14 protein-coding genes are annotated in these 24,814 nt (G+C 73.5%); 13 read left to right on the top strand and 1 reads right to left on the bottom strand.

The genetic code is table 11. The annotated features are described in order from the left end of the window. Window positions 1–91: 91 nt before the first annotated feature. The 4 genes from ABT006_RS09270 to ABT006_RS09255 all read left to right on the top strand — a co-directional run bounded on the left by ABT006_RS09270 (window position 92) and on the right by ABT006_RS09255 (window position 5,201). Window positions 92–523, top strand: coding sequence for a hypothetical protein (locus tag ABT006_RS09270; RefSeq protein ID WP_350704546.1), 432 nt, complete (start codon window positions 92–94; stop codon window positions 521–523). Between the two features lie 253 nt (window positions 524–776). Then, on the top strand, window positions 777–1,397 hold the full coding sequence (locus ABT006_RS09265; protein ID WP_350704544.1) for an L-threonylcarbamoyladenylate synthase: 621 nt from the start codon (window positions 777–779) through the stop codon (window positions 1,395–1,397). A gap of 216 nt (window positions 1,398–1,613) precedes the next feature. Next, window positions 1,614–3,224, top strand: coding sequence for an L-lactate permease (locus tag ABT006_RS09260; RefSeq protein WP_350704543.1), 1,611 nt, complete (start codon window positions 1,614–1,616; stop codon window positions 3,222–3,224). A gap of 339 nt (window positions 3,225–3,563) precedes the next feature. Next, window positions 3,564–5,201 carry a BCCT family transporter gene (locus tag ABT006_RS09255; RefSeq protein ID WP_350704541.1) on the top strand — a complete coding sequence of 546 codons (1,638 nt, stop codon included), beginning with the start codon at window positions 3,564–3,566 and terminating at the stop codon, window positions 5,199–5,201. Window positions 5,202–5,389: 188 nt separating this feature from the next. On the opposite strand, the gene ABT006_RS09250 is transcribed toward ABT006_RS09255, so the two are convergent. After that, window positions 5,390–6,598, bottom strand: a complete 1,209-nt coding sequence (locus ABT006_RS09250) for an MFS transporter (protein ID WP_350704540.1) — start codon at window positions 6,596–6,598, stop codon at window positions 5,390–5,392. 586 nt (window positions 6,599–7,184) lie between these two features. Here ABT006_RS09250 and ABT006_RS09245 point away from each other — a divergent pair. The 9 genes from ABT006_RS09245 (at window position 7,185) to ABT006_RS09205 (ending at window position 24,726) form a co-directional block, all read left to right on the top strand. Beyond that, entirely contained in the window at window positions 7,185–7,949 is a 765-nt protein-coding gene (locus ABT006_RS09245; RefSeq protein ID WP_350704538.1) for a LuxR C-terminal-related transcriptional regulator, read from the top strand. A gap of 5 nt (window positions 7,950–7,954) precedes the next feature. After that, on the top strand, window positions 7,955–8,794 hold the full coding sequence (locus ABT006_RS09240) for an aminoglycoside phosphotransferase family protein (protein ID WP_350704536.1): 840 nt from the start codon (window positions 7,955–7,957) through the stop codon (window positions 8,792–8,794). A 212-nt stretch (window positions 8,795–9,006) separates the two neighbouring features. Then, window positions 9,007–10,161: a S8 family peptidase gene (locus ABT006_RS09235; protein WP_350704534.1), complete on the top strand. Its 1,155-nt coding sequence runs from the start codon at window positions 9,007–9,009 to the stop codon at window positions 10,159–10,161. A gap of 309 nt (window positions 10,162–10,470) precedes the next feature. Next, window positions 10,471–13,698: a non-ribosomal peptide synthetase gene (locus ABT006_RS09230; protein ID WP_350704532.1), complete on the top strand. Its 3,228-nt coding sequence runs from the start codon at window positions 10,471–10,473 to the stop codon at window positions 13,696–13,698. Continuing rightward, window positions 13,691–15,961 carry a beta-ketoacyl synthase N-terminal-like domain-containing protein gene (locus ABT006_RS09225; RefSeq protein WP_350704530.1) on the top strand — a complete coding sequence of 757 codons (2,271 nt, stop codon included), beginning with the start codon at window positions 13,691–13,693 and terminating at the stop codon, window positions 15,959–15,961. The genes ABT006_RS09230 and ABT006_RS09225 overlap by 8 nt, the downstream gene beginning before the upstream one ends. After that, a complete protein-coding gene (locus ABT006_RS09220; protein WP_350704528.1) occupies window positions 15,961–16,227 on the top strand; it encodes a phosphopantetheine-binding protein in 267 nt (88 codons plus the stop codon). Before ABT006_RS09225 ends, ABT006_RS09220 begins: the two co-directional genes overlap by 1 nt. Continuing rightward, a complete protein-coding gene (locus tag ABT006_RS09215) occupies window positions 16,227–19,790 on the top strand; it encodes a non-ribosomal peptide synthetase (RefSeq protein ID WP_350704526.1) in 3,564 nt (1,187 codons plus the stop codon). Before ABT006_RS09220 ends, ABT006_RS09215 begins: the two co-directional genes overlap by 1 nt. Beyond that, the gene (locus ABT006_RS09210; protein WP_350704525.1) at window positions 19,790–22,714 is read left to right on the top strand and encodes a beta-ketoacyl synthase N-terminal-like domain-containing protein; all 2,925 of its coding nucleotides are present in this window, start codon (window positions 19,790–19,792) and stop codon (window positions 22,712–22,714) included. Before ABT006_RS09215 ends, ABT006_RS09210 begins: the two co-directional genes overlap by 1 nt. After that, window positions 22,711–24,726 carry a non-ribosomal peptide synthetase gene (locus ABT006_RS09205; protein WP_350704523.1) on the top strand — a complete coding sequence of 672 codons (2,016 nt, stop codon included), beginning with the start codon at window positions 22,711–22,713 and terminating at the stop codon, window positions 24,724–24,726. Before ABT006_RS09210 ends, ABT006_RS09205 begins: the two co-directional genes overlap by 4 nt. The last annotated feature ends 88 nt before the right edge of the window (window positions 24,727–24,814 follow it).

Here is a 24,814-nt window from a genome sequence, read left to right as displayed (position 1 = left end):
ACGTGGACCGGGCTGGATTCGGGCGTGGAGCCCCCACAGGGCTCTGGAGGCAGTGCCTTTGGCGTGGGTGAGTGCCCGTAGGATGTGCGCCGTGGGATACCTGGTAGAGCCTTCAGGCCGCCTGAACCTTCCGCAGTCGGACGACGCCGCTGCCGTCGCCGCCGTCAAGGCCGCCATGGCTGAACGATGTGTGTGGTTCGCCCCGGATGAGTCTGCGGTAGTCGACACACTGGCCGACATCGCGGAGGAGGCGGCAGCCTTGATCATCCGCGACGGAGACTGGATCGAGTTCGGTTACGACGATGCGGGAGACCCCAAGTGGTCGGATCAGGCCACGGCCTTCTACGTCGCGATTGCGCCGTTCGTTCGCTCGGGAATCGTCCATATCGAGGGCGAAGACGGTTCCCGCTGGTCCTGCACCTATGCTGATGGGCAGATCACTCAACAGGGTTGGAACGGTTGGGATGGATCCATCGAGCCGTTTGGCGAGCCCGTGGAGCCCCCTCCGCCCGACCAGCTATAGGCGTCCGCGGCGGTGTCGAGCGTTGTCGTGCTGTTCCTGGTCGCACTGACTCTGATCCGGCCGCGACCGGCGCTGGGCCACCATCGGAACGCGGCGGCACTCCGGGGAAGCTCAGCAATCGCGTCTTCGCTGGTAGACACGCTGTCTCTGCTGGCCGCTGAGCGGGAGGCCCTGGTCGCCCGCCGCGTAACCCGGGGCTGACCTGCGAAGACGCCGAATTTACCAGCTACGGCGGGAGTACTAGTCTCGGCGTATGGCGAGGTACTACGACGTGCACCCGGACAATCCCCAGCCCCGGGTCCTCCGTCAGGTCGCCGACCTGATCCGGGACGGCGGGCTGGTCGCCTACCCGACGGACTCGTGCTTCGCGTTCGGTTGCCAGTTGGGCAACCGGGCCGGGCTGGACCGGATCCGGGAGGTCCGTCGGCTGGACGAACGGCACCACTTCACGCTGGTGTGCCGCGACTTCGCCCAGCTCGGCCAGTTCGTGCAGGTCAGCAACTCGGTCTTCCGGCTGGTGAAGGCGAGCACCCCGGGCAGCTACACGTTCATCCTGCCCGCCACCCGTGAGGTGCCGCGTCGACTGCTGCATCCCAAGAAGCGCACGGTGGGCGTACGCGTCCCCCGGCACACGGTCGCCCAGGCGCTGCTGGCCGAACTCGGCGAGCCGTTGGTGTCGAGCACCCTGATCCTGCCCGACGAGGACGAGCCGATGACCCAGGGGTGGGAGATCAAGGAACGGCTGGACCACGTCCTCGACGCGGTGATCGACGCCGGCGACTGCGGAAAGGAGCCGACGACCGTGGTCGACCTGTCGCAACCCGAGCCGGAGATCCTGCGCGAGGGGGCAGGGGACCCGTCCCGCTTCGCGTGAGTGCACCGCCGCCCTGATCGGCGTCCACCTGTCCGTCGGCTTTTCCTCCGCGGCCTCTCCTCACCGCCCTGGTGACACGGTCCGTCACGGAGCGCGTGCGCGGCCGGCACGACGGCTTGCGCAAGGTGGAAGGCGCGTCCCGTTGGCTGCGTCCGGTGAGATGAGCCGTACGCCACGCCGCCGGGACCGGGGGCGTCCGCAGCCGAGGCGGTCTCGATGTACCAGCAGCCCCTGCAACCTGTCGCCGGGTCGCTCGCGCTGAGCGCCGCCTGTGCCGCGCTGCCCCTGTTGACCCTGTTCGTCCTGCTGGGCGTCGTGCGGGCGCGGGCCTGGGTGGCGGCGTTCGGCGCGCTGACCGTGGCGGTCGTCCTGGCCTGGTGGCTGTGGCGGATGCCGTTGTCGCAGACGCTGCTGGCCGCCGGCCAGGGTGCCACCTTCGCTCTCTTCCCGCTCGTCTGGACGTTCGGCACGGCGATCTGGATCTATCGCCTGACCGTGTACACGGGGCACTTCGACACGCTGCGGCAGGGCTTCGCCCGGATCAGCGGCGACCGCCGCATCCAGGCCATGGTGATCGCGTTCTGCTTCGGGTCGCTGCTCGAGGCGTTGGCCGGCCAGGGCACGCCGGTGGCCGTCACCACGGTCATGTTGCTGGCCCTCGGTTTCACCCCGGTCCGGGCGGCCGCCGTGGCGCTGGCGGCGAACACGGTACCGGCAGCCTTCGGGCCGCTCGGCCTGCCGATCACCACGCTGGCCGGCGTGACCGGGCTGCCCGCGCCGGAACTGGGCATGATGGCCGGCCGGCAGGTCCCGGTGATCGCGGTCGTCGTGCCCCTGGTCCTGCTCGTCGTCGTCGACGGCCGCCGGGGCGTACGGGAGCTGTGGCGCCCGGCGCTGGCGTGCGGCGCCGCCTTCGCGGTGGCCCAGTTCGTCACCGCGAACTTCCTGACGGCCGCGCTCGCCGACATCACGGCCGCGTTCGCGGGGATGGGTGCCCTGCTGCTCGTCACCCGCCGGCCGGCGGCGCGGCAGCGAGTTCCCGTCACGGTCGGCGGGGGCCTGCCGGAGGAGCGCGAGGCGCCGCCGGCGCCGGGCTCGCAGTGGCGGGCGTACGCGCCCTACCTGACGATCGTGGCGGTCTTCGCCGTCTCCCAGGTGCCGGCCGTCAAGCACCTGCTCGACGCCGGCACGGTGACGTTCGCCTGGCCCGGCCTGCACGTCGTCACGGCGTCCGGCGCGCCGTCACCGCTGACGACCTTCCGCTTCGCCTGGTTCGCCGCCCCCGGCTCGTTGCTGGTCGTGGCCGGCCTGGTCACGATGGCGCTGCTGCGGGTGTCACCGCGCGAGGCCGTGAGACAGTACGGGCGCACCCTGTTCGAGCTGCGCTGGGCCGTCCTGACGGTGGTCGGGCTGCTCGCCCTGTCGTTCACGATGAACGCCGCCGGGCAGATCGCCACCCTGGGTGTCTGGATGGCCGGTGCAGGTGGCTTCTTCGCCGTCCTGGCACCCGTTCTCGGCTGGCTGGGGGTCGCCCTGACCGGCTCGGACACCTCGTCCAACTCGCTGTTCGGCGCGCTCCAGGTGGCGGCGGCGCAGCGGGCCGGCCTCGACCCGGTCCTGCTCGCCGCGGCCAACGCCTCCGGCGGCACGCTCGGCAAGATGATCAGCTTGCAGAACTTGACGATCGCCGCCGCCGCTGTCGGACTCAGCGGCCGGGAGGGCGACCTGTTCCGGCGCATGTTCGGCTGGAGCGTGGCGCTGCTCGCCCTGATGTGCCTGCTGGTCGGGTTGCAGGCCACGCCTGTGCTGGCCTGGATCGTGCCCTGACGCGAGCCGGTCCCGGAGGGGTTGCCCCGCGCTCGTCCACGGTCCGTGACGCTCGATCACCGGTCTTGTCACGGGACTGTCATGAGATCGCAGGGTCTCCTCCAAGATTGACACCCAGAGTGATTGCGGCCCGTCGCCGGCGTCAGTGGCGGTCGAGCCCCGACAAACCGCACGTACGTTTCGTCACTCACGCAAGATCGCCTATGAACCGGAGACACCATCCCGAGTTCCCGGACCGCTGACCAGGTCGGGACAAATCGGAATTGCGGGCCCACCGGCGGGAATACAGCGCCGGAACCGCGGCCTGCGTTCCCGCGAGCCCACGGAGGTCCACAGACCATGGCCGTGCCCGCCACAGGTACGTCAACTGACAGCAACACCCCGTTAGGAGAAGCGCCGGCCCAGCCGGGCCGCCGCCCGGGAGACGTCGACCGGGCGGTGCTGGGGATCGCCGCCGCGGTGTCCGTGCTCTTCGTCGTGTGGGGCATCGTGGCCACCGACAACCTGGCGTCGGTCACCGGCGCGGCGCTCGACTGGGTGGTCAGGGCGTTCGGCTGGGTCTTCGTGCTGGCCAGCGCCGCCTTCGTCGTGCTGTCGGTCTGGCTGGCGTTGAGCCGGTACGGGCGGATCAAGCTCGGCCGGGACGACGAGAAACCGGAGTTCTCCACCGTCTCCTGGGTGGCGATGATGTTCAGCGCCGGCATGGGCATCGGCCTGATGTTCTGGGGTGCCGCCGAGCCGCTGTCCCACCTGGGGACGCCGCCGCGCGGTCTCACCGAACCGAACTCCCAGCAGGCCGCCCGGGTGGCCATGGAGTACTCGTTCTTCCACTGGGCGCTGCACCCGTGGGCCATCTACGCGGTGGTGGGCCTGGCGCTGGCCTACTTCACCTTCCGCAAGGGCCGGCGCGGCCTGATCAGCAGCGCCTTCTTCCCGCTCATCGGCGACCGGGCCAACCGGGGCCCCGGCAAGGCCATCGACATCTTCGCGATCTTCGCGACGCTGTTCGGATCGGCGGTCTCCCTCGGGCTGGGCGCCCTGCAGATCAACAGCGGCCTGACGAACCTCTGGGACGTGCCGAAGTCCACCCCGCTGGCGATCGGGATCATCGCGGTGCTCACCGTGGCGTTCGTGGTGTCCGCCGTCACCGGCGTCAAGCGCGGCATCCAGTTCCTCTCGAACACCAACATGGTGCTCGCGGTGGCGCTGATGTTCTTCCTGCTCGTGGTGGGTCCGACGGTCTTCATCCTCAACAGCCTCACCGCCTCGACCGGCGGATACCTCTACGACCTCATCCCGATGAGCTTCCGCACCGGCGCTTTCGGGGGCGAGAAGTGGATGGCGGGCTGGACCATCTTCTACTGGGCGTGGTGGATCTCCTGGACCCCGTTCGTCGGCGCGTTCATCGCCCGCATCTCCAGGGGCCGTACCATCCGCCAGTTCGTCCTCGGTGTGGTGGCCATCCCGAGCCTGGTCAGCTTCGCCTGGTTCTCGGTGTTCGGCGGTACCGCCATCGACCTGCAGCTCGGCGGCACCGACCTCTCGGCCGCCGTGGCGGAGAGCCCGGAGGCCGCGCTCTTCGCGGTCCTGCGGGAGTTCCCGCTCTTCACCGTCACCGCGATCCTGGTGATGGTGCTGGTGGCCCTCTTCTTCGTCAGCGGGGCCGACGCCGCCTCGGTGGTGATGGGCACACTCTCCTCGCGCGGCAACCTCGAACCGAGGGCATGGCTGGTCTCCATGTGGGGCATCCTGACCGGCCTGGTGGCCGCCGTGCTGCTGCTCGCCGGTGGCCTGTCCGCCCTGCAGTCGCTGACCATCCTCGCCGCGTTGCCGTTCCTGTTCGTGATGGTCGGCATGGTCGCCGGGCTGCTGCGCGAGCTGCGTCGCGAACCCCTCAGCGCGACGATGGCCCCGGAGATCCGGGCCCTGGTGGCCGCCGCCGCGCGGCCGGAGCACGCGGACCCCGACCCTTCCTGACCCATCACGCGGCCGCGGGCCGTCCCCACACCGGGGCCGGCCCGCGCCCGCGTGGTGCTGGGCCCTTTTCGGTGGTCGGACCGCTGTTCACGCTCCTGTTGTCCTGGTGCGGAACCGCCGCCCCGCGCGACGGCTGCCCGTGGCACGCCCCGCGCCGCCGGCCCGGATGACCCGGCCGACGGTGGCGCTCACGGGCTTGTCGCCGAGGCCGCTTCCGGGACGAGGGTGGCCTGGCTGCGGTGCGCGACCGGGATGATCAGCGCCGACGCCACCAGCGCGGCGACCGCGATGCCGAGCCAGCCCCAGAAGCCGAAGGCGATGACCAGGCCGGACAGCACGGCCGGACCGATGATGTTCTGCGTGATCACGTGCAGGTCGAACGCGCCCAGGTACTCGCCCTGCGCGTGCTCGGGGGCGAGGCCGAACGCGAGACCCCAACCCGAGGCGGCCTGCATCACCTCGGCCACCGACAGGATCAGCACCGCGGCGACGATCGCGACGGACACCAGCGCCACGTTGTCGTCCAGGGCCGTCACCGCGATCACCGCGCAGCCGCCGGCCAGCCAGTAGCCGGAGCGTCGCGCGAGCCTGCCGGCCCCTTCCACGGTGTCCGCGCCCCGGCTGGCCCGCACCTGGAACAGGATGACGAACACCGTGTTGAAGATGAGCAGCAACGGGATCAGGAAGTGCGGCAGCGAGGTGCGGTTGAGCGCCCACAGCGGCATCGTGACCAGGATGACGGTGACGTGGGAGGCGAGCACCGTCGAGACGCCGATGACGGAGAGGAAGCGCGGGTCGCGTACGGCGGCGAAGCGCTTGAAGCCCACCGGGACGGGACGCGACGGCACGTCGGGCAGGCGGGTGACCAGTAGCGCGGCGCTGGCCATGAGTGCGGCGGTGGTGAGCGGGATCAGGACGAGCAGCCGCTGATCGAGCGCGGCGACGGCGGCCACCCCGATGCCGATGCTGAAGCCGATGTTGAACACCGAGCGCATCATCGCCTTGAGCTTGACCCGTTCCTCGGCGGGCACGAGGTTGCCGACGAGGGCCCCGTTGGTCGGGCCGGTGCCGTACTCGATGAAGCCGACGGCGACCACCAGGGCGAAGAAGTGGATCGCGTTGTCCACCAGGGCGTAGAGGCCGAAGCCCACCGTCAGCGCGGCGAACAGCATGACGAGCAGCCTGCGCGCCCCCACCCGGTCGGCGATCACGCCGAACACGACCGACGAGATGAAGGCGGACAGGCCGGCGGCGGACAGGCCCAGGCCGACCTGCTTGGGGTCGAGGCCGACGCGGAGTGTGAAGTAGACGACGCTGCCGCTGAGGAAGACTCCCTTGCCGATCGATTCGGCCAGCCGGATCGCGATCAGTTTCCTGCGCAGCGGATCGGTCGGCACCAAACGGGATGAAAAATCAATCATTCGTGACAAGGGCATATTCGCACATCCTTGTGTGGTGGAGCGGCCGGCGTCAATCCTCGCGGCGGCGGGGCCGGGCGGGACAGGGCGTTCGGCGGACGGGGGTCGGGACGACTTCCCGGGTGGGCAGGGAACTTTCCCGGTGGACGGCCGGGGCGCGGTGCGCTAGACGCCCGGCCTGATCCGGGTGGACGGTGCGTCCCGGCGTGCGGCGCGGAGGCGGGACCTGCGGGTACATCGTCCCGGCATTCCCCGGTCTGTCGCGGCCTGCTCCGTCGGCCGAGAAGGGTAGCGGATGGTCGTATTAAATTGATTTCGGAAAATACGTCAGAAGATTGACATGGCTTCCGTCCGACTGACTTCATGTGTTGTTCTGTTCGCCGTCAGTAGATGTTCACGCCGACGCGGAGGTCGGCGCTTCCGCGACGCCTCCGGAAGGGAGGCGTCGCGGGCCGTTAGGACGGGGTGAGGTGTCGTAATGGTCAGCGTTGGCTCGACCTCGGAACTGGCTCATACGATGAGGCGGGGTCCGGGAAGTGTCGCGGACGAGGCAAAACCTCGCACCGTGACGGTGGTGCTGGCCGACGCTCAGCCGGTGGTACGCAGGGGCCTGCACGCCCTGCTGTCCTCCTCGGCTGAGGTCAGCGTGGTCGCCGAGGCGGGGACCACGCGGGAGGCGATGGCATGCGCGGCGTCGCTGCGCCCGGACGTGCTCGTGCTCGACATCGAGCTGCCGGGCTTCCAGGTGGGGGTGACGCTGCAGGAGATCGCCCGGATGTCGCCCTCGACCGCCGTGCTGGTCTTCACCGCGGTGGAGGACGAGGCGGCGGTCTTCGCGGCCATGCGGGCGGGCGCGCGGGGCTACGTGCTCAAGAGCTGCCCGGGCGACGGCATCGTGCGGACGATCCGGGGCATCGCGACGGGCGAGGTGATCCTCGGCCCCCGGGTGGCCGACCAACTCATCGGGCGATTGGGTCGCGAGCCGCGCAACCAGCAGCTCTTCCCGGAGCTGACGACGCGTGAGCGGCAGGTGCTGGAGCTGATCGCGTCGGGCATGCGAAACGTGGCGATCGCCACGCGGCTGAACCTCTCGCCGAAGACGGTCAGCAACCACATCTCGACCATCTTCAGCAAGCTGAACGTGTCGGACCGGCACGAGGCGATCGAGGTCGCCCGCAAGGCCAGGCTGGAGCGCCCCGGGCCGTACGGGTCGAGTCTCGACACGGTGTCCGGTGGCGGCGTGCCGCTGGCCCGTAGGCGTGGCGCCATGTCCCTGCCGGGGGTGGGCGGCTCGGCCGCCTGCGCCGGCGCGCGATCGATGGAGAGGTGAGCGGGATGACCCTGGATCTGGAAGCGATCGCGAACCGGCTGGAGCCGCGGTTCGGCAAGGCGGCGCACCGCTGGGTCGGCACGCTGCCCCAGCGACTGGACGAGCTCGTCGCGCAGTGGCAGCTCGACCTCGGCGACCGGCTCAAGTCCGGCAACTCCTCGGTGGTGTTCCGGTGCCGCGGCCCGCAGGGCGACGCGGTGCTGAAACTGTCGCCCGACAGCTACGCCGTACGGGAGGAGGTCGACATGCTGCGCCAGTTCGCGCCCGGCGGGCGGGTGCCGGCGGTGCTGGCGGCCGCCAAGGGCGCCGTGCTGCTGGAGTCGATCCACCCGGGCACGCTGGTGGAGAAGATGCCGCAGCCGCCGTCGCCGCGGGAGTACGCGGCGTTCCTCAACGACCTGCACGGCGCCGGCGATCCGGCCGCCGCGCCGCGGCGGCTGGAGGACTGGATCGACGTGCTGTTCAACTCGGCGGTGCGGCGGGGCGCCGACCTCGCCGGGTCGAAGCGGCTGCGCGACGACCTGTTCGCGGTGCCCACCGACACCGTGCTGCTGCACGGCGACCTGCACCTGGGCAACGTGCTCAGCGGCGGCGCGAAGGGGCTGGTCGCCATCGACCCGATGGCCTGCGCCGGCGACCCGTGCTTCGACGCGGTCGACTACGTGCTGGAGGGCCTGGACCGTGCGGAGATGCTGCGCCGGCGCGACGAGCTGGCCGCGGCGGCCGGCATCGACGTGGAACGGCTGGACATGTGGTGCCGGGTGACCGCCCCGATCGGGGCGACGTACGTCAGCAACCCCGGCCACTCCGCGGAGCTGGCCGCCTTCGGGCGTGGCGAATACTAGTCGTCGCTCCGTCGGGCTCGGTGGCGTACGTCGCCGGGCCCGGCGCGACAGTCGATGTCACGACCGGTCGTCCGCCACCCTGCCCTCGGGTCCGTCGGGCGAGGAAGGCATTGACGCTCGACAGTGCTCCGACTAGCGTGCCTCTTCACCGCGGCGTCATCCCGTGATGACACCGGGTCAGTCTGGGAGGCAATGTGAGATCAAGAGTCCTGATGGCTTCGCTGGTGGCGGCGGGCTGCACCCTGGTCGCCGTACCGGCTGCGGCGGCACCGGCGTCCACGTCGTCCGCACCGGTGAACGCGGCGTCCGCCGCGCCCGGCGTGCGGCCGGTGCCCGGCGAGTACATCGTCCGGCTGCGCCCGGGCGCCGAACCGCGCGGTATCGCCCGTGCCCTGTCGGTCAACCCGCGGTTCGTCTACGAACGGGCGGTCAACGGCTTCGCCGCCGAGCTGACCGCCGGGCAGGTGCAGGCGCTGCGCCGCGATCCGGCGGTGCTCGCCGTCGAGCAGGACGCCTGGCTCGACGGCGTCGCCGAGGGCACCCAGGCCAACCCGCCGTCCTGGGGCCTGGACCGGATCGACCAGCGCACGCTGCCGCTGTCCAACAGCTACACCGCCACCGCCACCGGCTCCGGTGTGCACGCCTACGTCATCGACTCGGGCATCGACGTGACCCACCCGGACTTCGAGGGCCGGGCGAGTTTCGACTACAACGCCATCGACCGGCGCAACACCGACTGCGACGGGCACGGCACCCACGTCGCCGGCACGATCGGCTCGAAGACGTACGGGGTGGCCAAAGGCGTCCGGCTGCACGCCGTGAAGATCCTCAACTGCCAGGGGTCGGGCAAGACCTCGGCGACCATCGCCGCGATCGACTGGGTGACCGCCAACGCGGCGAAGCCGGCAGTGGCCAACACCTCGTGGAACTGGACGTACTCCGACACGATGGCCGCCGCGATCACCGGGATGATGAACTCCGGTGTCTTCCTGGCCACCTCGGCGGGCAACACCGGCGCGGACTCCTGCGATCGGCTGCCCCGGGCGGTGACCGCCGCGGTGGCCGTCGCCGCGTCGACCAACACCGACGCCCGGGCCAGCTACTCCTCGACCGGCGCCTGCGTCGACCTCTACGCTCCCGGCTCGGCGATCCTGTCGACCCAACCGAACAACACCACCGCCGTCTTCAACGGCACCTCGATGGCCACCCCGCACGTCGCGGGCATCGCCGCGCTCTACAAGAGCGTGAACGGTGACGCCTCCCAGGCCACCCTGCACAGCTGGCTGGTCGGCAACGCCACCACCGGCGTGGTCCAGGGCGACCTGGCCGGTACGCCCAACCGGCTGGTCTTCACCGGCGGCCTCTGACCCGTCCACAGACTGCCGCGTGGGGTGGCCGGCACCTGCCGGCCACCCCACGCGCCGCTCCAGGTCGGGCCCGCCCGGCCCGAGCAGTCGAACCGTCCCTCATCGCCATCCGCCGGCCGGTCCTGTCGGGACCTGCCGGGCGTGCCCAGCCTGACCGGCCCCCGGTCCGACGGTTGACCCGCCGGACCGGGGGCCGAGCCGTGTCCGGCGAAGGCGTGCGGTGTCCGGCACCCGACCGGGAGGTTTTCCCTGGCGGGGCGGGGAAGGTCGCTCTGCCGGGCGGGACGTCCGGCAGACCACGATCGACGCATGGTTCGTACCGGTCGTGCTTCCTTCGCTCAGGAACGGCTCTATTTCCTCAACCAGCTCCAGCCCGGCAATCCGGCGTACGTGGTGGCCTTCGCGGTCCACCTGCAGGGCGCGCTGCGGCCCGAGGCGCTGCGCGGGGCACTGATCCGCGTCGTCGCCCGGCACGACGCGTTGCGCACCACGTTCGCCCTGGTCGACGGTGTGCTCACCCAGCGGGTGTCGGCCACCCCGCACGCGGACGTCGACGTCCAGGCGGGTGGGTGGGCCGACCGGGACACCCAGGAGAGCTTCCTGCACGCCCTCGTGGCCGAACAGGCCCGGCGCCCGTTCCGGCTCGGCGACGGGCCGGTGCTGCGCGCCTTCGTGCGCTCGTGGGGCCCCGACGAGCACACCCTCGCCGTGCTGGTGCACCACATCGCCTGTGACGGCTGGTCGGTGGGCCTGCTGCTGCGCGACCTCGCCGCCGAGTACAACGCCGCGGTGTCCGGCCCGGATGCCGCCACGTACGCCGAACCTGCGGAGTCCTACCTGGCGTACGCGCGGCGGCAACGCGAGTCCTGGGAGCGCGACAGCTCCGGGCTGGACTTCTGGCGCACCGAGCTGCGGGACGTCCCGCAGCTCGCGCTGCCCACCGACTTCCCCCGGCCGAGCGTGCTCAGCGCCCGCGGCGCGGTGCTGCGCCGCCCCGTCGAGCCCGAGCTGGTCGAGCGGCTCACCGCCTGGGCCAGGTCGCGGGGCACGACGCTGTTCGCGGTGACCCTGGCCGCGTACGCCTCGGTGCTGTCGCGGTACGCGCGCCAGGACGAGGTGGTGGTCGGGGTGCCGGTGGCCAACCGGATGGACGAGGCCGAGGAACGGATCGTCGGCTGCCTGGTCAACACGCTGCCGATCCGGCTCGACGTGTCCGGCCGGCCGGGCTTCGCCGAGCTGGTCGAGCGGGCCCGCCGGGCCAGCATGGCCGCGTTCGCCAACCAGGACGTGCCGTTCGAGCAGATCGTGCGGGCCACCGTGGGGGAGCGGCAGCTCAGCCACGCGCCGCTGTTCCAGACCTCGCTGACGGTGCAGAACTTCCCGTTCGCGTTCCCCGAGTTCGACGGGGTGAAGCTGACCGAGGTCGACGTGGAGGTCGACGTCACCAAGTTCGACCTGGGGCTGACCCTCGACGTGTCCGCCGCCGCGCCGTTCCTGCGCGCCGAGTACAGCACCGAGCTGTTCACCCCGGAGACCGTCGCGACGCTGCTCACGCACTACCTGGCCTTCCTGCGGTCGGTCGTCGACGGGCCGGACGCTGAGCCGTCCATGGTGGACGAGGCGGAGCGGCTGCTGCTGACCGCGGGGGTGAACCCGCCGATCCCGGAGGAGCCCGTCGACCACCCGTCGGTGCTGCGCCGGTTCGCCGGGCACGTGGCGAACTCCCCGGACGCCGTGGCGGTGCGCCACCGGGACGTGGAGGTCACCTACGCCGAACTGGACCGCTGGGCCGGGCGGATCGCGGCGGGCCTGGCCGACCGGGGCGTGCGGCGCGGCGACCGGGTCGGGCTGCTGCTGCGCCGTTCGCCCGCGGTCATCGCGGCGATCCTCGGCGTCTGGAAGCTCGGCGGCGTCTACGTGCCACTGGATCCGGAGTATCCGCAGCAGCGCCTCGAACTGATCACGGCCAGCGCCGCCATGCCGATCATGTTGGTGGAGGCCGGCACCGCGGACGCGGCAGCCGCGTTGGCGCGGGGCCGTGACATCCGGATGGCCGACGCGCACACCCTCGACGGGGCGTCCGTGGTCGCCGAGACGTTCCCCGGGCCGGGCGACCAGGCGTACATCATCTACACCTCGGGCTCCACCGGCGTGCCCAAGGGCGTCATCGTCGGGCACGGCGGCCTGGACGCGCTGAACAGCCCCACCCCCGCCGGTCTCGACATCACCGCCGACGACGTGTGGCTGGCCGCCAGCTCGTTCTCGTTCGACGCCTCGGTGTGGGAGATGTGGGGGGCGCTGAGCACCGGCGGCCGGCTCGTCATCGCCGACCAGGCCGACCTGGTGGACCGGGAGCGCCTCGCCGCGCTGGTGCGCCGCGAGGCCGTCACGGTGGTGTTCCAGACCCCGGGGGCGCTCTACCGGCTGCTGCCCCCGTACCTGCGGCTGCTGGGCGCGGACGAGGTCTCCAGCATCCGCTACGTCGTCCTCGGCGGCGAGGCGCTGAGCTGGTCGCGGGTCACGTCGCTGGTCGCCGGCGCGCCGGGCATGCGCGCGGTGTTCGTCAACATGTACGGCATCACCGAGGGCACCATCCACGTCACGATCGTCGAGGTGCCCACCGGCGAGCTGGCCCGGGTCACGGAGGGCGACATCGGTGTGCCGCTGCCGTCGGGGCGCTGCTACGTCCTGGACGAGGACCTGCGCCCGACCGGCCTCAACGTGCCCGGCGAGCTGTACTGCGGCGGCGTGCTCGTCGCGCACGGCTACGTGGACAACCCGGAGCTGACCGAGGCGCGCTTCCTGCCCGACCCGTACGGCGGGGGCGTCATGTACAAGACCGGCGACGTCGTCAAGTGGGGCGTCGACGGGAACATGGTGTACCTCGGCCGCAACGACACCCAGGTGCAGCTGCGCGGCTACCGCGTCGAGCTGGCCGAGGTCGAGGCCGCCTTCCTGACCCACCCGGCGGTACGCTCGTGCGCCGTCGCGGCCGAGAACGACCACCTGGTCGCCTTCGTCGTCGGCGAGGTCGGCCCGGACGCCGAACGCGAGCTGCGCGCCCACGTGCGGGCGATCCTGCCGGCGTACATGGTGCCGTCGCGGATCCTGGCCGTCGCGGCGATCCCGCTCACCGCGCACGGCAAGGTGGACACCGCCCGACTGCTGGCCGACAGCCGCGCCGCGCGCACGGCCGCCGCACCCGCGACGCGACGCGAGCACACCGCCGGCACCGGGTTGGAGGAACGGATCCGGGCCGCCTGGGGCGAGGTGCTCGACCGGGGCGACATCGGGCTGCACGACAACTTCTTCGACCTGGGCGGGCACAGCTTCGCGCTGATCGCGTTGCAGCAGCGGCTGTCCGAGGAGGGCCTGGAGGTCTCCGTGACGGACCTGTTCCGCGCCGGCACGGTCGCCGGCTGCGCCGCGCACCTGCAGCAGGCGGCCCCCGTGGTCGCCGACGCGCACGCGGCGCAGCGCCACCAGGGCCGCGCCCTGCTCGCCGCCCGCCGGGCCGGGGGAGGCAGCCGTGGCTGAGTTCGACGACAGCGCGGCGGTGGCCGTGGTCGGCATGGCCGTCCGCGTCCCGGGCGCCGAACGCGACCTGGACCTGTTCTGGCACCACGTCGTCAACGGCATCGACGCGGTCACCTTCTTCACCCCCGAGCAGCTCGTCGGCTGGGGCGTGCCGAAGGACCTGGTGGAGCGGCCCGACTTCGTGCCCGCCCGGGCGGTGCTGCGCGACGCGGACCGCTTCGACCACCGGCTGTTCAGCTACTCACCGTCCGACAGCATGCTGATGGACCCGCAGCAGCGGATCCTGCTGGAGTGCGCCTGGGCCGCGCTGGAGCACGCCGGCCACCCGCCGGTCGCCGCCGACGGCAACCGCATCGGGGTGTACGTCGGCACCGGCCTGAACGTCTACCTGCTCGACAACGTCTGGCCCGACGAGCGCGCCGTCGAGGCGGCCGGCGGCCTGGGGCTGATCATCGGCAGCGACAAGGACTTCGCCAGCACCCGGATCGCGTACAAACTGAACCTGCAGGGCCCGGCGCTGACGCTGCAGACCGCCTGCTCGACGTCGCTGGTCGCGGTGCACCAGGCGGCGCAGGCCCTGCTGACGTACGACGCCGACCTGGCGCTGGCCGGCGGCGCCACGGTGGCCCCGCCGACGCGACGCGGGCACCTGCACGAGCCCGGCGGGATCTTCTCCGCCGACGGCCGGTGCCGGGCCTTCGACGCCGCGGCCGACGGGACGGTGCCCGGCGACGGCGCGGGCGTGGTGGTGCTCAAGCGACTCGCCGACGCGCTGCGCGACGGCGACACCGTGCACGCGGTGATCCGCGGCTGCGCGGTCAACAACGACGGCGCCCGCAAGGCGGGCTTCACCGCGCCCGGCCCCACCGGCCAGGCCGGCGTGATCTCGGCGGCGCTGAGCGTGGCCGGCGTCGACCCGGACACCATCGGCCTGGTCGAGACCCACGGCACCGGCACCGCGCTCGGCGACCCGATCGAGGTGGCGGCGCTGCGGCAGGTCTTCGACAGCGACCGGCCCGACCGGGCGCCCTGCGCGCTCGGCGCGGCCAAGTCGGTCGTCGGGCACCTGGACACCGCCGCCGGGGTGATCGGCCTGATCAAGACGGTGCTGGCGCTGAAGCACCGCGTGATCCCGCCGATCGCCCACCTCGCCACGCCCAACCCGGCGGTCCGGCTGGACGGCTCGGTGTTCGAGCTGCCGACGGCGGCCCGGCCGTGGGCGCCGATCGACGGCGTACGCCGGGCCGGGGTCAGCGCCTTCGGCATCGGCGGCACCAACGCCCACGTCGTGCTGGAGGAGGCCCCGGCCGCCCGGCCCCGGCCGCGCCGCCACGTCACCGAGCTGGTCCTGGTCTCCGCCAAGACCGCCGCCGCGGCGCAGGACAGCCTGGACCGCGCCGTCGCGTGTGTGGCCGGGACCGCGCCCGGGGAACTGGCCGACCTCGCGTACACGCTGCGGACCGGCCGGGCGGAGCTGCCGTGGCGGGCCGCGTTCCTGACCGGACCGCACGCCTCGCCGCCGACGGTCCGGCAGGCCGTGGCCAAGGCGCGGGCACGTGGTGTGGCGCTGCACCTCACCGGGGCCGGCGAGCTGACCGGCAACCGGCCCAACTACGACGCCGACCCGGTGTACCGCCAGGTCGTCGACGAGGGTGTGGCGCTGCTGCGCGGGCGCGACCTCGACGAGGCCGTCCGGGAGCGCTGCACCCGGCTGCTGGCCTGCGTCGGCCTGGCGCGGTCGCTGCGCAGCCGGGGCGTGGCACCGCGCGCCCTGGCCGGCGTCGGTCTCGGCGCGGTGGCCTGCGCGGTCGTGGCCGGGATCATGTCCGTCGCGGACGCGCTGGCGCTGATCCGCGGCGCCGACGTCGACGGCAGCCGGTTCGGCCCGCCCGACCTGCCCGTCCACACGTCCGGCGGAGAGCCGCTGACCGGTTACGACAACCTCGCGTACTGGCGGGCGCAGGCGGCCGTACCGCCCGCGCCGGCGACGCTGCCCGTCGACCTCGACCAGGTGCTCTGGATCGAGGTCGGCACGAGCGTCACCCCGCACCTGGGCCCGGACCAGCCCGCGCTGCCCGCCGACCGGCACGCCCGGCTGCTGGCGACCGTCGGCGCGCTGTGGCAACTCGGCGTCGTCGACGCCTGGGACCCCGCGCACGACGCCGGCCGGCGCCGCGTGCCCGCCCCCACCTACCCCTTCGCGGCCACCCGGCACTACCTGGACGCCCCCGCGACCCGACTCGACACAGAGAGGCACCACTGATGCGCGACGTAACCGACCGGACCTGGGTGGCCGAGCTCGAACAGCTGTGGATGGAGGTGCTCGGCGTCGACACCGTCGACGACGAGGACGACTTCTTCGACCTCGGCGGCCACTCGCTCAGCGCGCTGCGGCTGAGCACCCTCATCCGCCAGGAACTCAACCTCGCGGTGATGTTCGGCCACGTGCTGGAGAACCCCCGCTTCGCCGACCTGCGCGACATCGCCGGCCAGGTGCCGCTGGACCGGCCCGTGGCGGAGAGCGTCTGATGGCCGCCCCCGACCTCACCGCCTGGGCGCCGCTCGCCGCGCAGGTGCTCGGCCTCACCCCCGAACACCTCCGGGACGCGGCGGCCACCGAGTCGTTCGTCGGCCTGGGCGGCACCTCGCTGCAGGCCATCGCGCTGGTCTCGCTCGGCCAGCGGGAGCTGCGCGCGCACGTGGAGAGCGCCCGGCTGCTGTCGGCGCTGCCGCTGGCGCAGGCACTGGCCGGCGCGGTGGACCACGTGGACACCGCGCCGCCGCCGGCCGCCCAGCGGCCCACCGAGCTGGAGCTGCTGCCCGGCCAGCGGTCCATGCTGGCCGCGCACCTGCTCGACCAGGACGCGCCGTACCACCTGATGTTCACCCTCGAGGCGGACGGGCCGCTCGACGCGGCCCGGACCCGCGCGGCGCTGCGCGAGCTGACGACCCGCCACGAGGCGCTGCGCACCCGGTTCGTCCGCGACCCACGCCAGGCCCGGATCGTGCTGCCCGCGCCGTACGAGCCCCGGCTGCTGCACCAGACACTGCCCGGCGACGACCCGGTACGCGCCGTGCACGATCTCTACGGCCGGTCGGCCGCGCAGCTGCTGCGCCCCTTCGAGCAGCCGCCGGTCGTCTTCGTGCTGACCCGTGCCGGGCAGCGGGACCTGCTCACCATGCTGGTGCACCACACGATCAGCGACGGCTGGAGCATCGGGGTGCTCTGGCGCGAGTTCGCCGAGCTCTACGCCGGCGCCGGTCCGGCGGAACCCGCGCCGTCGCCCGACTGGATCGGTTCGCGGCTCGCCGCGCGGGAGAAGGCCGGGGCGGTGGACGAGGCGCTGGCCCGGATCGCGGCCCGGCTGGACGGCGCGCCGTGGACGGTGGCGCTGCCCACCGACCTGCCGCCGGTCGTCGAGGCCGACGGGCGCGGCGCGCGCCTGCACTTCCACCTCGACGCCGAGGCGGCGCAGGCCGCGACCGAACTGGCCCGGCACTGCCGGGTGACGGTGACGTCGGTGGCCATGGCGGCGTGGGCGCTGGCCGCGTCCCGCCGCGCCGGCCTGACCGACCTGGTGCTCGGGGTGCCGGCGGCGGGCCGGTTCGAGGCGGGCATGGACGCCATCGTGGGCCTTTGCACCCGGGCCGTCCCGGTGCGCTGCGCCGCGCCCGACGACGTCAGCGTGCGCGACCACGTACGCGGCGTGGCCGATGCGATGGCCGAGGCGGCTGCCGACGCCGACGTGCCGTTCGAGCGGGTCGTCTCCGGGCTCGGCGTCACCACCGACCCGGGCCGCAACCCGCTCGCGCAGCTCGGCTTCGCCGCCCACCACGAGCTGGTGCCCGACGAGCTGGTCGAGGGCGGGCGCACCTGGCGGGTGCACGAGGGCCACTGCCACGGCGCGGTGTTCGACGCGCTGCTCTACCTCCAGTCGTGGTCCGAACGACCCCGCTTCGCCCTGGAGTACGCCACGTCGGCGCTCACCGCCGCCGACGCCGGGGAGCTGGCCGAGTCGTTCCAGGCGGCGCTGCGGGAGCTGGCCGCCGACCCGGACGCTGCCCTGCGCGACGTCACGACCCTGTCGACGGGGCAGCACGCCCGGCTGCGGACGCTGGGCGCGGGCGGGCCGCACGACACCGCCGACGACGTGTGGAGCCGGTTCGCGGCGCACGCGGAGGCCACGGGCGAACGGATCGCGCTGGTCGACCCGCACGCCGGGCTCACGCTGACCTACCGCGAGCTGCACGACCACGCGGTCGAGCAGGCGCGGCTGCTGCGCGCGCACGGCGTACGCGCCGGCGACGCGGTGATCCTGGAGGTGCCGCGCTCGGCGGCCGAGGCGGTCGCGGTGCTGGGTGTGCTGCGGCTGGGCGCGCACTACGTCGCGGTCGACCAGCACGCCACCGGCGAGTGGCGGGCGCACCTGGCCGCGGCCGTCGCGCCGCGGGCCCGCCTCGGCGCGGCCGGGCCCGGCCCGGAGTGGTCGGGCGCGGCCGACTGCCCACTTGCCCGCCTGGGCGGGTCGGCGCAGCCGGGAGAGGGCCCGGTCGAGGCGCGCGGGGGTGCGCCTGGCTGGGCCGGCTCGGCGACGGCCGACCTCGCGCGGTCCGACGGCGGCCCGGCCGAGGCGGCGCCGGCCGACCCGGCGCGGGCCGCGTACGTCTCCTTCACCTCGGGCTCCACGGGGGTGCCCAAGGGTGTGGTCGTGCCGCACCGGGCCGTGCTGCGGCTGGCCGACGACCCGCGGTTGTTCGCCGACCGGCGGGCGGGCATGCGGATGATGCGGCTGTCCCCGCTGGCGTTCGACGCGTCCACGCTGGAGCTGCTGGTGCCGCTCGCCAACGGCGACACCGTGGTCGTGTTCCCGCCCGGCGAACCGACGCCGAGCGGCCTGGCCGGGTTCCTGCACACCGCCGGGATCACCCACGCCTGGCTCACCTCGGGCGTGTTCCACCTGGTCGCCGACCACCGCCCGGACGCGTTCGCCGGGCTGCGGCAGCTGTTCACCGGCGGCGGCGTGGTCTCCCCGGCGCACGTGCGCCGGGTGCTGCGGGCCTGCCCGGAGCTGCGGCTCACCAACGGCTACGGCCCCACCGAGAACACCACGTTCACCACGACGTACTCGGTCGAGCACGCCGACGCGACGCCCGACCCGCTGCCGATCGGTGCGGCGGTGCACGGCACCGACCTGTACGTCGTCGACCCGTCGGGGCGCCTCGTGCCGCCGGGCGCGATCGGCGAACTGTGGGCGGCGGGCGGCGGGCTCGCCGACGGCTACCTCAACGACCCCGTGCGCACCGACGCGTCGTTCGTGCGGCACGCGGGCCTGGGGGTGCGCCTGTACCGCACCGGGGACCTGGTGCGCTGGGGCGCGGACGGGCAGCTGCGCTTCCTGGGCCGCAACGACCGTCAGGTGAAGATCGCCGGGCACCGGGTGGAGCTGGTCGACGTCGAGCGCCGGCTGCGCGCGCGGCCCGGGGTGCAGGACGCGGTGGTGTTCACCACCGGCGACCCGGTGACGGGGTCGGGCGTACGCCTGTGCGCCGCGTTGAAGCCCGCGCCCGAGGGCCTTGTCGTGGCCGACGTGCGCCGCGCGGTGGAGGCCGAGCTGGCCCCCTACGCCCGGCCGCAGCAGTGGGTGACCGTGGCCGAGTTCCCGCTCGACCGCAACGGCAAGGTCGACCTCCGTGCCCTGGGCGCGCTGGCCGCGGTGCCGCAGCCCGCCGTTGCCGCGACACCCGCCGTTGCCGCGTTGCCCGCCGCTGCGACGGCGAGCGACGAGGCGACCGCCGCCGCGACGGCCGGACAGCCGGCGCGGGTTCCGGCCCAGCGTTCCGCGTCGCTCGCCGAGTTCGAGGAGCTGGTGACGGGGGCCTGGGTGGAGGCGCTGGGCACCGACGACTTCGACGTCGACGAGGCGTTCTTCGACGTCGGCGGGGAGTCGCTGCGGCTCGCCATCGTGCGCCGGCTGCTCCAGGAGCGGCTGGCCGGCCGGGCCGTCGCGCTGACCGACCTCTACCGCTTCCCGACCGTCCAGACGCTGGCCCGGCATCTGCACGCACAGACCGAAGGAGCAGGCGCATCCTGATGAACGGCGACATCGCGATCGTAGGCATGGCGGGCCGGTTCCCCGGCGCCGCCGACGTCTGGGAGTACTGGTCCAACGTGGCCGCCGGGAAGATCACGATCAGCGAGCTGACCCGCGGCGAACTGCTGGCCGCGGGCGTGCCCGCCGACCGGCTCGACGACCCGGCGTACGTGCCGGCGCGTGGCGTGCTGGCCGACCCGGACCTGTTCGACGCCGCCTTCTTCGGCATCACGCCGAGGGAGGCCGAGACCATGGATCCGCAGCACCGGCTGCTGATGCAGACGGCGTGGGCCACGCTGGAGTCCGCCGGCCTGGCCACCCGCGAGCCCTTCGGCCGGGTCGGCGTGTTCGCCGGGGCCGGGTTCAACTACTACGCGCTGCACCACGTGTTCGCGCAGCCCGGCCTGGTCGAGACCCAGGGGCTGCTGTCGGTGGTGCTGGGCAACGAGAAGGACCACCTGGCCGCGAAGATCGCGTACCGGCTGGACCTGGGCGGCCCCGCGATCACCGTGCAGACCGCCTGCTCGACGTCGCTGGTGGCGGTGCACCTGGCGTGCCAGAGCCTGCGCACCGGCGACTCGGACGTCGCGCTCGCCGGGGGCGCCTGCGTGGCCGTGCCGCAGCAGGCCGGCTACCTCTACGAGACGAAGGGCATCATGTCGCCCGACGGCACGTGCCGGCCCTTCGACGCCACGGCCGCCGGGACCGTCCCCGGCAACGGCGTCGCCATGGTGGCGCTCAAACGCGCCGAGGACGCCCGCCGCGACGGAGACACCGTGTACGCCCTGATCAAGGGCTCGGCGGTGAACAACGACGGCGGCATGAAGGTCGGCTACACCGCGCCCGGCATCGCCGGACAGATCGACGTGCTGACGCGCGCGTACGCCGCCGCCGGCGTCGATCCCGCGACCGTCGGCTACCTCGAGGCGCACGGCACCGCCACCGAGGTCGGCGACGCGATCGAGCTGGCGGCGCTGACCGAGGTGTTCCGGCGCGGCGAGCAGCCGTGCTCGATCGGCTCGGTCAAGGCCAACGTCGGTCACCTCGACGCGGCCGCCGGCGTCACCGGGCTCATCAAGGCCGCGCTGGCGCTGCACTTCCGGCAGATCCCGCCGCTGGCCGGCCTCAAGCAGGCCCGTCCCGAACTGCTCGACGGGTCGACCCCGTTCACGGTGGACAGCGTGGCCCGGCAGTGGGACTCCGCCGGCGGCCCGCGCCGGGCGGCGGTCAGCTCCTTCGGCCTCGGCGGCACCAACGCCCACGTGGTGCTGGAGGAGGCCGACGGATCGGTCGCGCCCGGTCCCGCTGTGCTCGACGGTCGCACCGAGCTGATCGTGCTGTCCGGGCGCAGCCCGGAGGCGGTCCGCGAGGCCGCCGAGCAGCTCGGCGAGCACCTGCGGCAACGCCCCGACCTGGCCGTCGGCGATGTCGCGCTGACGTCGCAGACGTACCGCAGGCACTTCCCGCACCGGCTCGCGGTCGCCGCGCGGGACGTCCCCGCGGCGCTGACCCGGCTGCCCAAGGCGCCGGTCCGCGAGGCGGCGCGCCGGCCCAGCGTGGTGTTCCTGTTCCCGGGTCAGGGCGCCGAGTTCCCCGCCATGTCGCGGGGCCTCTACGACCGCTACCCGTCCTTCCGCGCCGACCTCGACCACGGGGCGGCGCTGCTGGCCCCGGTCCTGGGGCTGGACCTGCGCGACGTGCTGGTCGACGACGACCCGCACGGGATCGTGCACCGCACCGACGTCACCCAGCCCGCGCTGGCGCTGCACGAACTCGCCCTCGGCAGACTGCTGGTGTCGTGGGGCGTCCGCCCGGCGGCGTTGATCGGCCACTCGATCGGCGAGTTCGCCGCCGCGGCGCTGGCCGGCGAGATGGCCGCCGACGACATGCTGCGCCTGGTCGCGACCCGCGGCAGGCTGATGCAGGACGCGCCCGAGGGCGGCATGCTGGCCGTGCTCGCGCCGCCGTCCACCGTCGAGGAGCACCTGGCGGGCCTGGACGGTCTCGACGTGGCCGCGTACAACACCCCCGAGTTCACCGTGCTGGCCGGGCCGGTGGCGCAGCTCGCCGAGTTGCGGGAGCGCCTGGCCACGGCCGAGGTGCACTGCCGGACGATGCCCGCGCAGCGCGCCTTCCACTCGCGGATGATGGCCGACGCGGCACGACTGCTCGGCGCCGAGGCGGACCGCATCGCCCAGCGACCCCGCACCGTACCGGTCGTCAGCAGCATCGACGGCGTACTGCTCGGCCGGGGGCTGCCCCGTGCCGAGGGCTACTGGGCCGCGCAGTTGCGCAGCCCGGTGCGCTACCACGACGCGCTGCTGACCGCGCTGGACCTGCCCGACCCGGTCCTGGTCGAGGTCGGGCCGGGCACCGCCCTGACCGGCATGGCCCGGCAGACGACGGCGGGCTCGGGCTCTGCGCGGCCGGGGCGGTGGACGCAGGACCGGGGGCGGGTGCCCACGTTCGCGCTGCAACCCCGGCCGAGGGCGCAGGTCGACGCCGGTGACGTGCTCGCCGGACTCGGCGGGCTGTGGGCCGCCGGAGCGGCCGTGGACTGGACCGCGGTGCGGGGTGCGAGCAGCGCACGGCGGGTCGCGCTGCCCACGTACCCGTTCGCCCGCACCCGGCACTGGCTCGACCCCGTACCGGCGGCGCCGGCCACCGACATCGCGGAACCGGAGCAGCCCGCCGTCGGCGCCGGAGAGACCGAGGTGGTGGACGAGATCATGGAGCTGTGGGGCCGGATGCTCGGCACCCCCGACATCGACCCGGACGCGAACTTCTTCGTGCTGGGTGGTGAATCGCTGCTGTTCATCCGCATGATCACCCAGGTGCAGCGCAGGTTCGGGGTGCATGTCCCGGTCGAGGCGTTCTCCGCCGACCCCACGCCGCGCACGCTGGCCGGGCTGGTGACGGCATGAGCGGCCACGACGATCTGGACCTGGTCGCGGCGGTGGCGGCCGTGCTCTGCCACCGCCTCTCGGCCGCGACGTCGGTCGCCGTGCACGGCCCGCGCGGCGACGTCCTGGTGCGCGTCTCCCCGGACAGCACCCTGACCCAGGTACGCGCGCAGACGCCCGGCCGGCAGCCGGAGCCGCCGTCCGCGGACGTCGTGCTGGCCGAGCCCATGACGGGTGGGCCCGGGGCGTCGGCGGTCCTGGCCGGGGTGCCGGTCAGGTTCACCCGGCACCATGGCGATCCCGCGTACCTGCAGGAGCGCCTGGACACCCTGCACGCCTGGCTCGCCGCCCATCCGGACCGGCCGGTCCGGGACGCCGCGCTGGTCGGCCCGGCGGAGCGCGCGACGCTGCTCGGCTTCAACCCCGCGCCGGTCCCCGCGCCACGTACGCCGGTGCACGAGACGATCTGCCGCCAGGCGGCGCTCACCCCGGACGCCGTCGCGCTGCGCGGCGGCGGACGGGACCGCACCTACCGCGAGTTCCTGGACGAGGCGGCGACGCTGGCCGGGCGGCTGCGCGCCGAGGGCGTGGGACCCGGGTCGGTCGTCGGGCTGTGCACCGAGCGGAGCCCCGAGATGGTGGTCGCGGTGCTCGGCGTCCTGCTGGCCGGCGGGGCGTACCTGCCGCTGGATCCGTCCCACCCCCGCGCCCGGCTGGACCTCATGCTCAGCGCGGCCGACGCCGCGCTGGTGCTGGCCGACGACGCGGGGCGGGCCGCGCTGGGCTCCGGCGGCGAGCCGTCCGTGCCCGTACGGCCGCTGACGGGCGGTGACCTGCCCGCCGCGCCGGTCGACTGGCGCGGCTACCGGGCCCCGGCGGAGGTGGTGCAAGGGCTGTCGTACGTCATCTTCACCTCCGGCTCCACCGGGGCGCCCAAGGGCGTGCAGATGACGCACCTGTCGCTGGCCAACCGGCTGGTGTGGATGCAGGACGAGTACCGCATCGGCCCCGGCGACGTGGTGCTGCAGAAGACGCCGTACACCTTCGACGTGTCGGTGTGGGAGCTGTTGTGGGCGTTCATGGCCGGCGCGACACTGGTCACGGCCGAGGCGCAGGCGCACCGCGACCCGCAGGAGATGGTCGACGTCATCGCCCGCGAGTCGGTGACCACGGTGCACTTCGTGCCCTCCATGCTCGCCCTCTTCGTCGAGGAGGCCGGCCTGGGCCGCTGCACCGGGCTGCGACGGGTCGTATGCAGCGGGGAGGCGCTGCCGCCGAAGCTGGTCAACAAGCTCACCACCGTCCTGCCGCAGGTCGAGGTGCACAACCTGTACGGGCCCACCGAGGCCGCCATCGACGTCACCGCCTGGCCGTGCCGCCGGCCCGAACCGGACGACACCGTCCCCATCGGCCGGCCGATCACGAACGTCGCCGCGTACGTCCTCGACGAGCGCGGCGCGCTCGCCCCGCTGGGCCAGCCCGGGGAACTGGTCCTCGGCGGGGACTGCCTGGCCCGGGGGTACGCCGGGCGGCCCGACCTGACCGCGGAGCGGTTCGTCGAGACGGATGTCGCCGGCCGGCCGCAACGGGTGTACCGCACCGGCGACCTGGCCTGGTGGTCGCCGGGCGGGCACCTCCACTACGGCGGGCGCATCGACACCCAGGTGAAGGTCCGCGGGCAGCGGGTGGAACTCGGCGAGATCGAGTCGGTGCTCAACCGGCACGCGCTCGTCGCCAACAGCGTCGTGCTGTTGCGCGACGACCTGGGCGCCGCGGCGACCCTCGTGGCGTACGTGGTGACCGAACGCGACGCCGACCCGCAGCGGGTGGCCGAACGCGCGCTGCGCGCCTTCATGGCGCAGCAGTTGCCCGACTACATGGTGCCCCTGCGGTACGTGGTCCTGCCGGAGCTGCCCGCGACCGCGAACGGCAAGGTCGACCGGCGTGCCCTGCCCGCCCCGCCGGCCCGGGTCCGCCCGCGCGTCGCGACCGCCGACGTCGCCGCCGAACTGTCGAACGTCGGGCGTCGGTGACCGAGGCCGGGTGGCTCGTCCGTGGCCGTCGGCGTGACCGGTGGGCTGAGTGGCCTCAGCCCACCGGTCGGGCTGCGGTCGTGCCGTC

It is taken from the genome of Micromonospora sp. NPDC002717 (assembly GCF_040295705.1).
GTDB lineage: Bacteria > Actinomycetota > Actinomycetes > Mycobacteriales > Micromonosporaceae > Micromonospora.
This window is presented reverse-complemented; position numbering and strand designations above follow the sequence as displayed.

What these genes read in the sequence shown, in the direction of transcription:
- ABT006_RS09265 (WP_350704544.1), top strand. Translation starts at nt 777, where the DNA reads ATGGCGAGGTACTACGACGTGCACCCGGACAATCCCCAGCCCCGGGTC.
- ABT006_RS09260 (WP_350704543.1), top strand. Translation starts at nt 1,614, where the DNA reads ATGTACCAGCAGCCCCTGCAACCTGTCGCCGGGTCGCTCGCGCTGAGC.
- ABT006_RS09255 (WP_350704541.1), top strand. Translation starts at nt 3,564, where the DNA reads ATGGCCGTGCCCGCCACAGGTACGTCAACTGACAGCAACACCCCGTTA.
- ABT006_RS09240 (WP_350704536.1), top strand. Translation starts at nt 7,955, where the DNA reads ATGACCCTGGATCTGGAAGCGATCGCGAACCGGCTGGAGCCGCGGTTC.
- ABT006_RS09235 (WP_350704534.1), top strand. Translation starts at nt 9,007, where the DNA reads ATGGCTTCGCTGGTGGCGGCGGGCTGCACCCTGGTCGCCGTACCGGCT.
- ABT006_RS09230 (WP_350704532.1), top strand. Translation starts at nt 10,471, where the DNA reads ATGGTTCGTACCGGTCGTGCTTCCTTCGCTCAGGAACGGCTCTATTTC.
- ABT006_RS09220 (WP_350704528.1), top strand. Translation starts at nt 15,961, where the DNA reads ATGCGCGACGTAACCGACCGGACCTGGGTGGCCGAGCTCGAACAGCTG.
- ABT006_RS09215 (WP_350704526.1), top strand. Translation starts at nt 16,227, where the DNA reads ATGGCCGCCCCCGACCTCACCGCCTGGGCGCCGCTCGCCGCGCAGGTG.
- ABT006_RS09210 (WP_350704525.1), top strand. Translation starts at nt 19,790, where the DNA reads ATGAACGGCGACATCGCGATCGTAGGCATGGCGGGCCGGTTCCCCGGC.
- ABT006_RS09205 (WP_350704523.1), top strand. Translation starts at nt 22,711, where the DNA reads ATGAGCGGCCACGACGATCTGGACCTGGTCGCGGCGGTGGCGGCCGTG.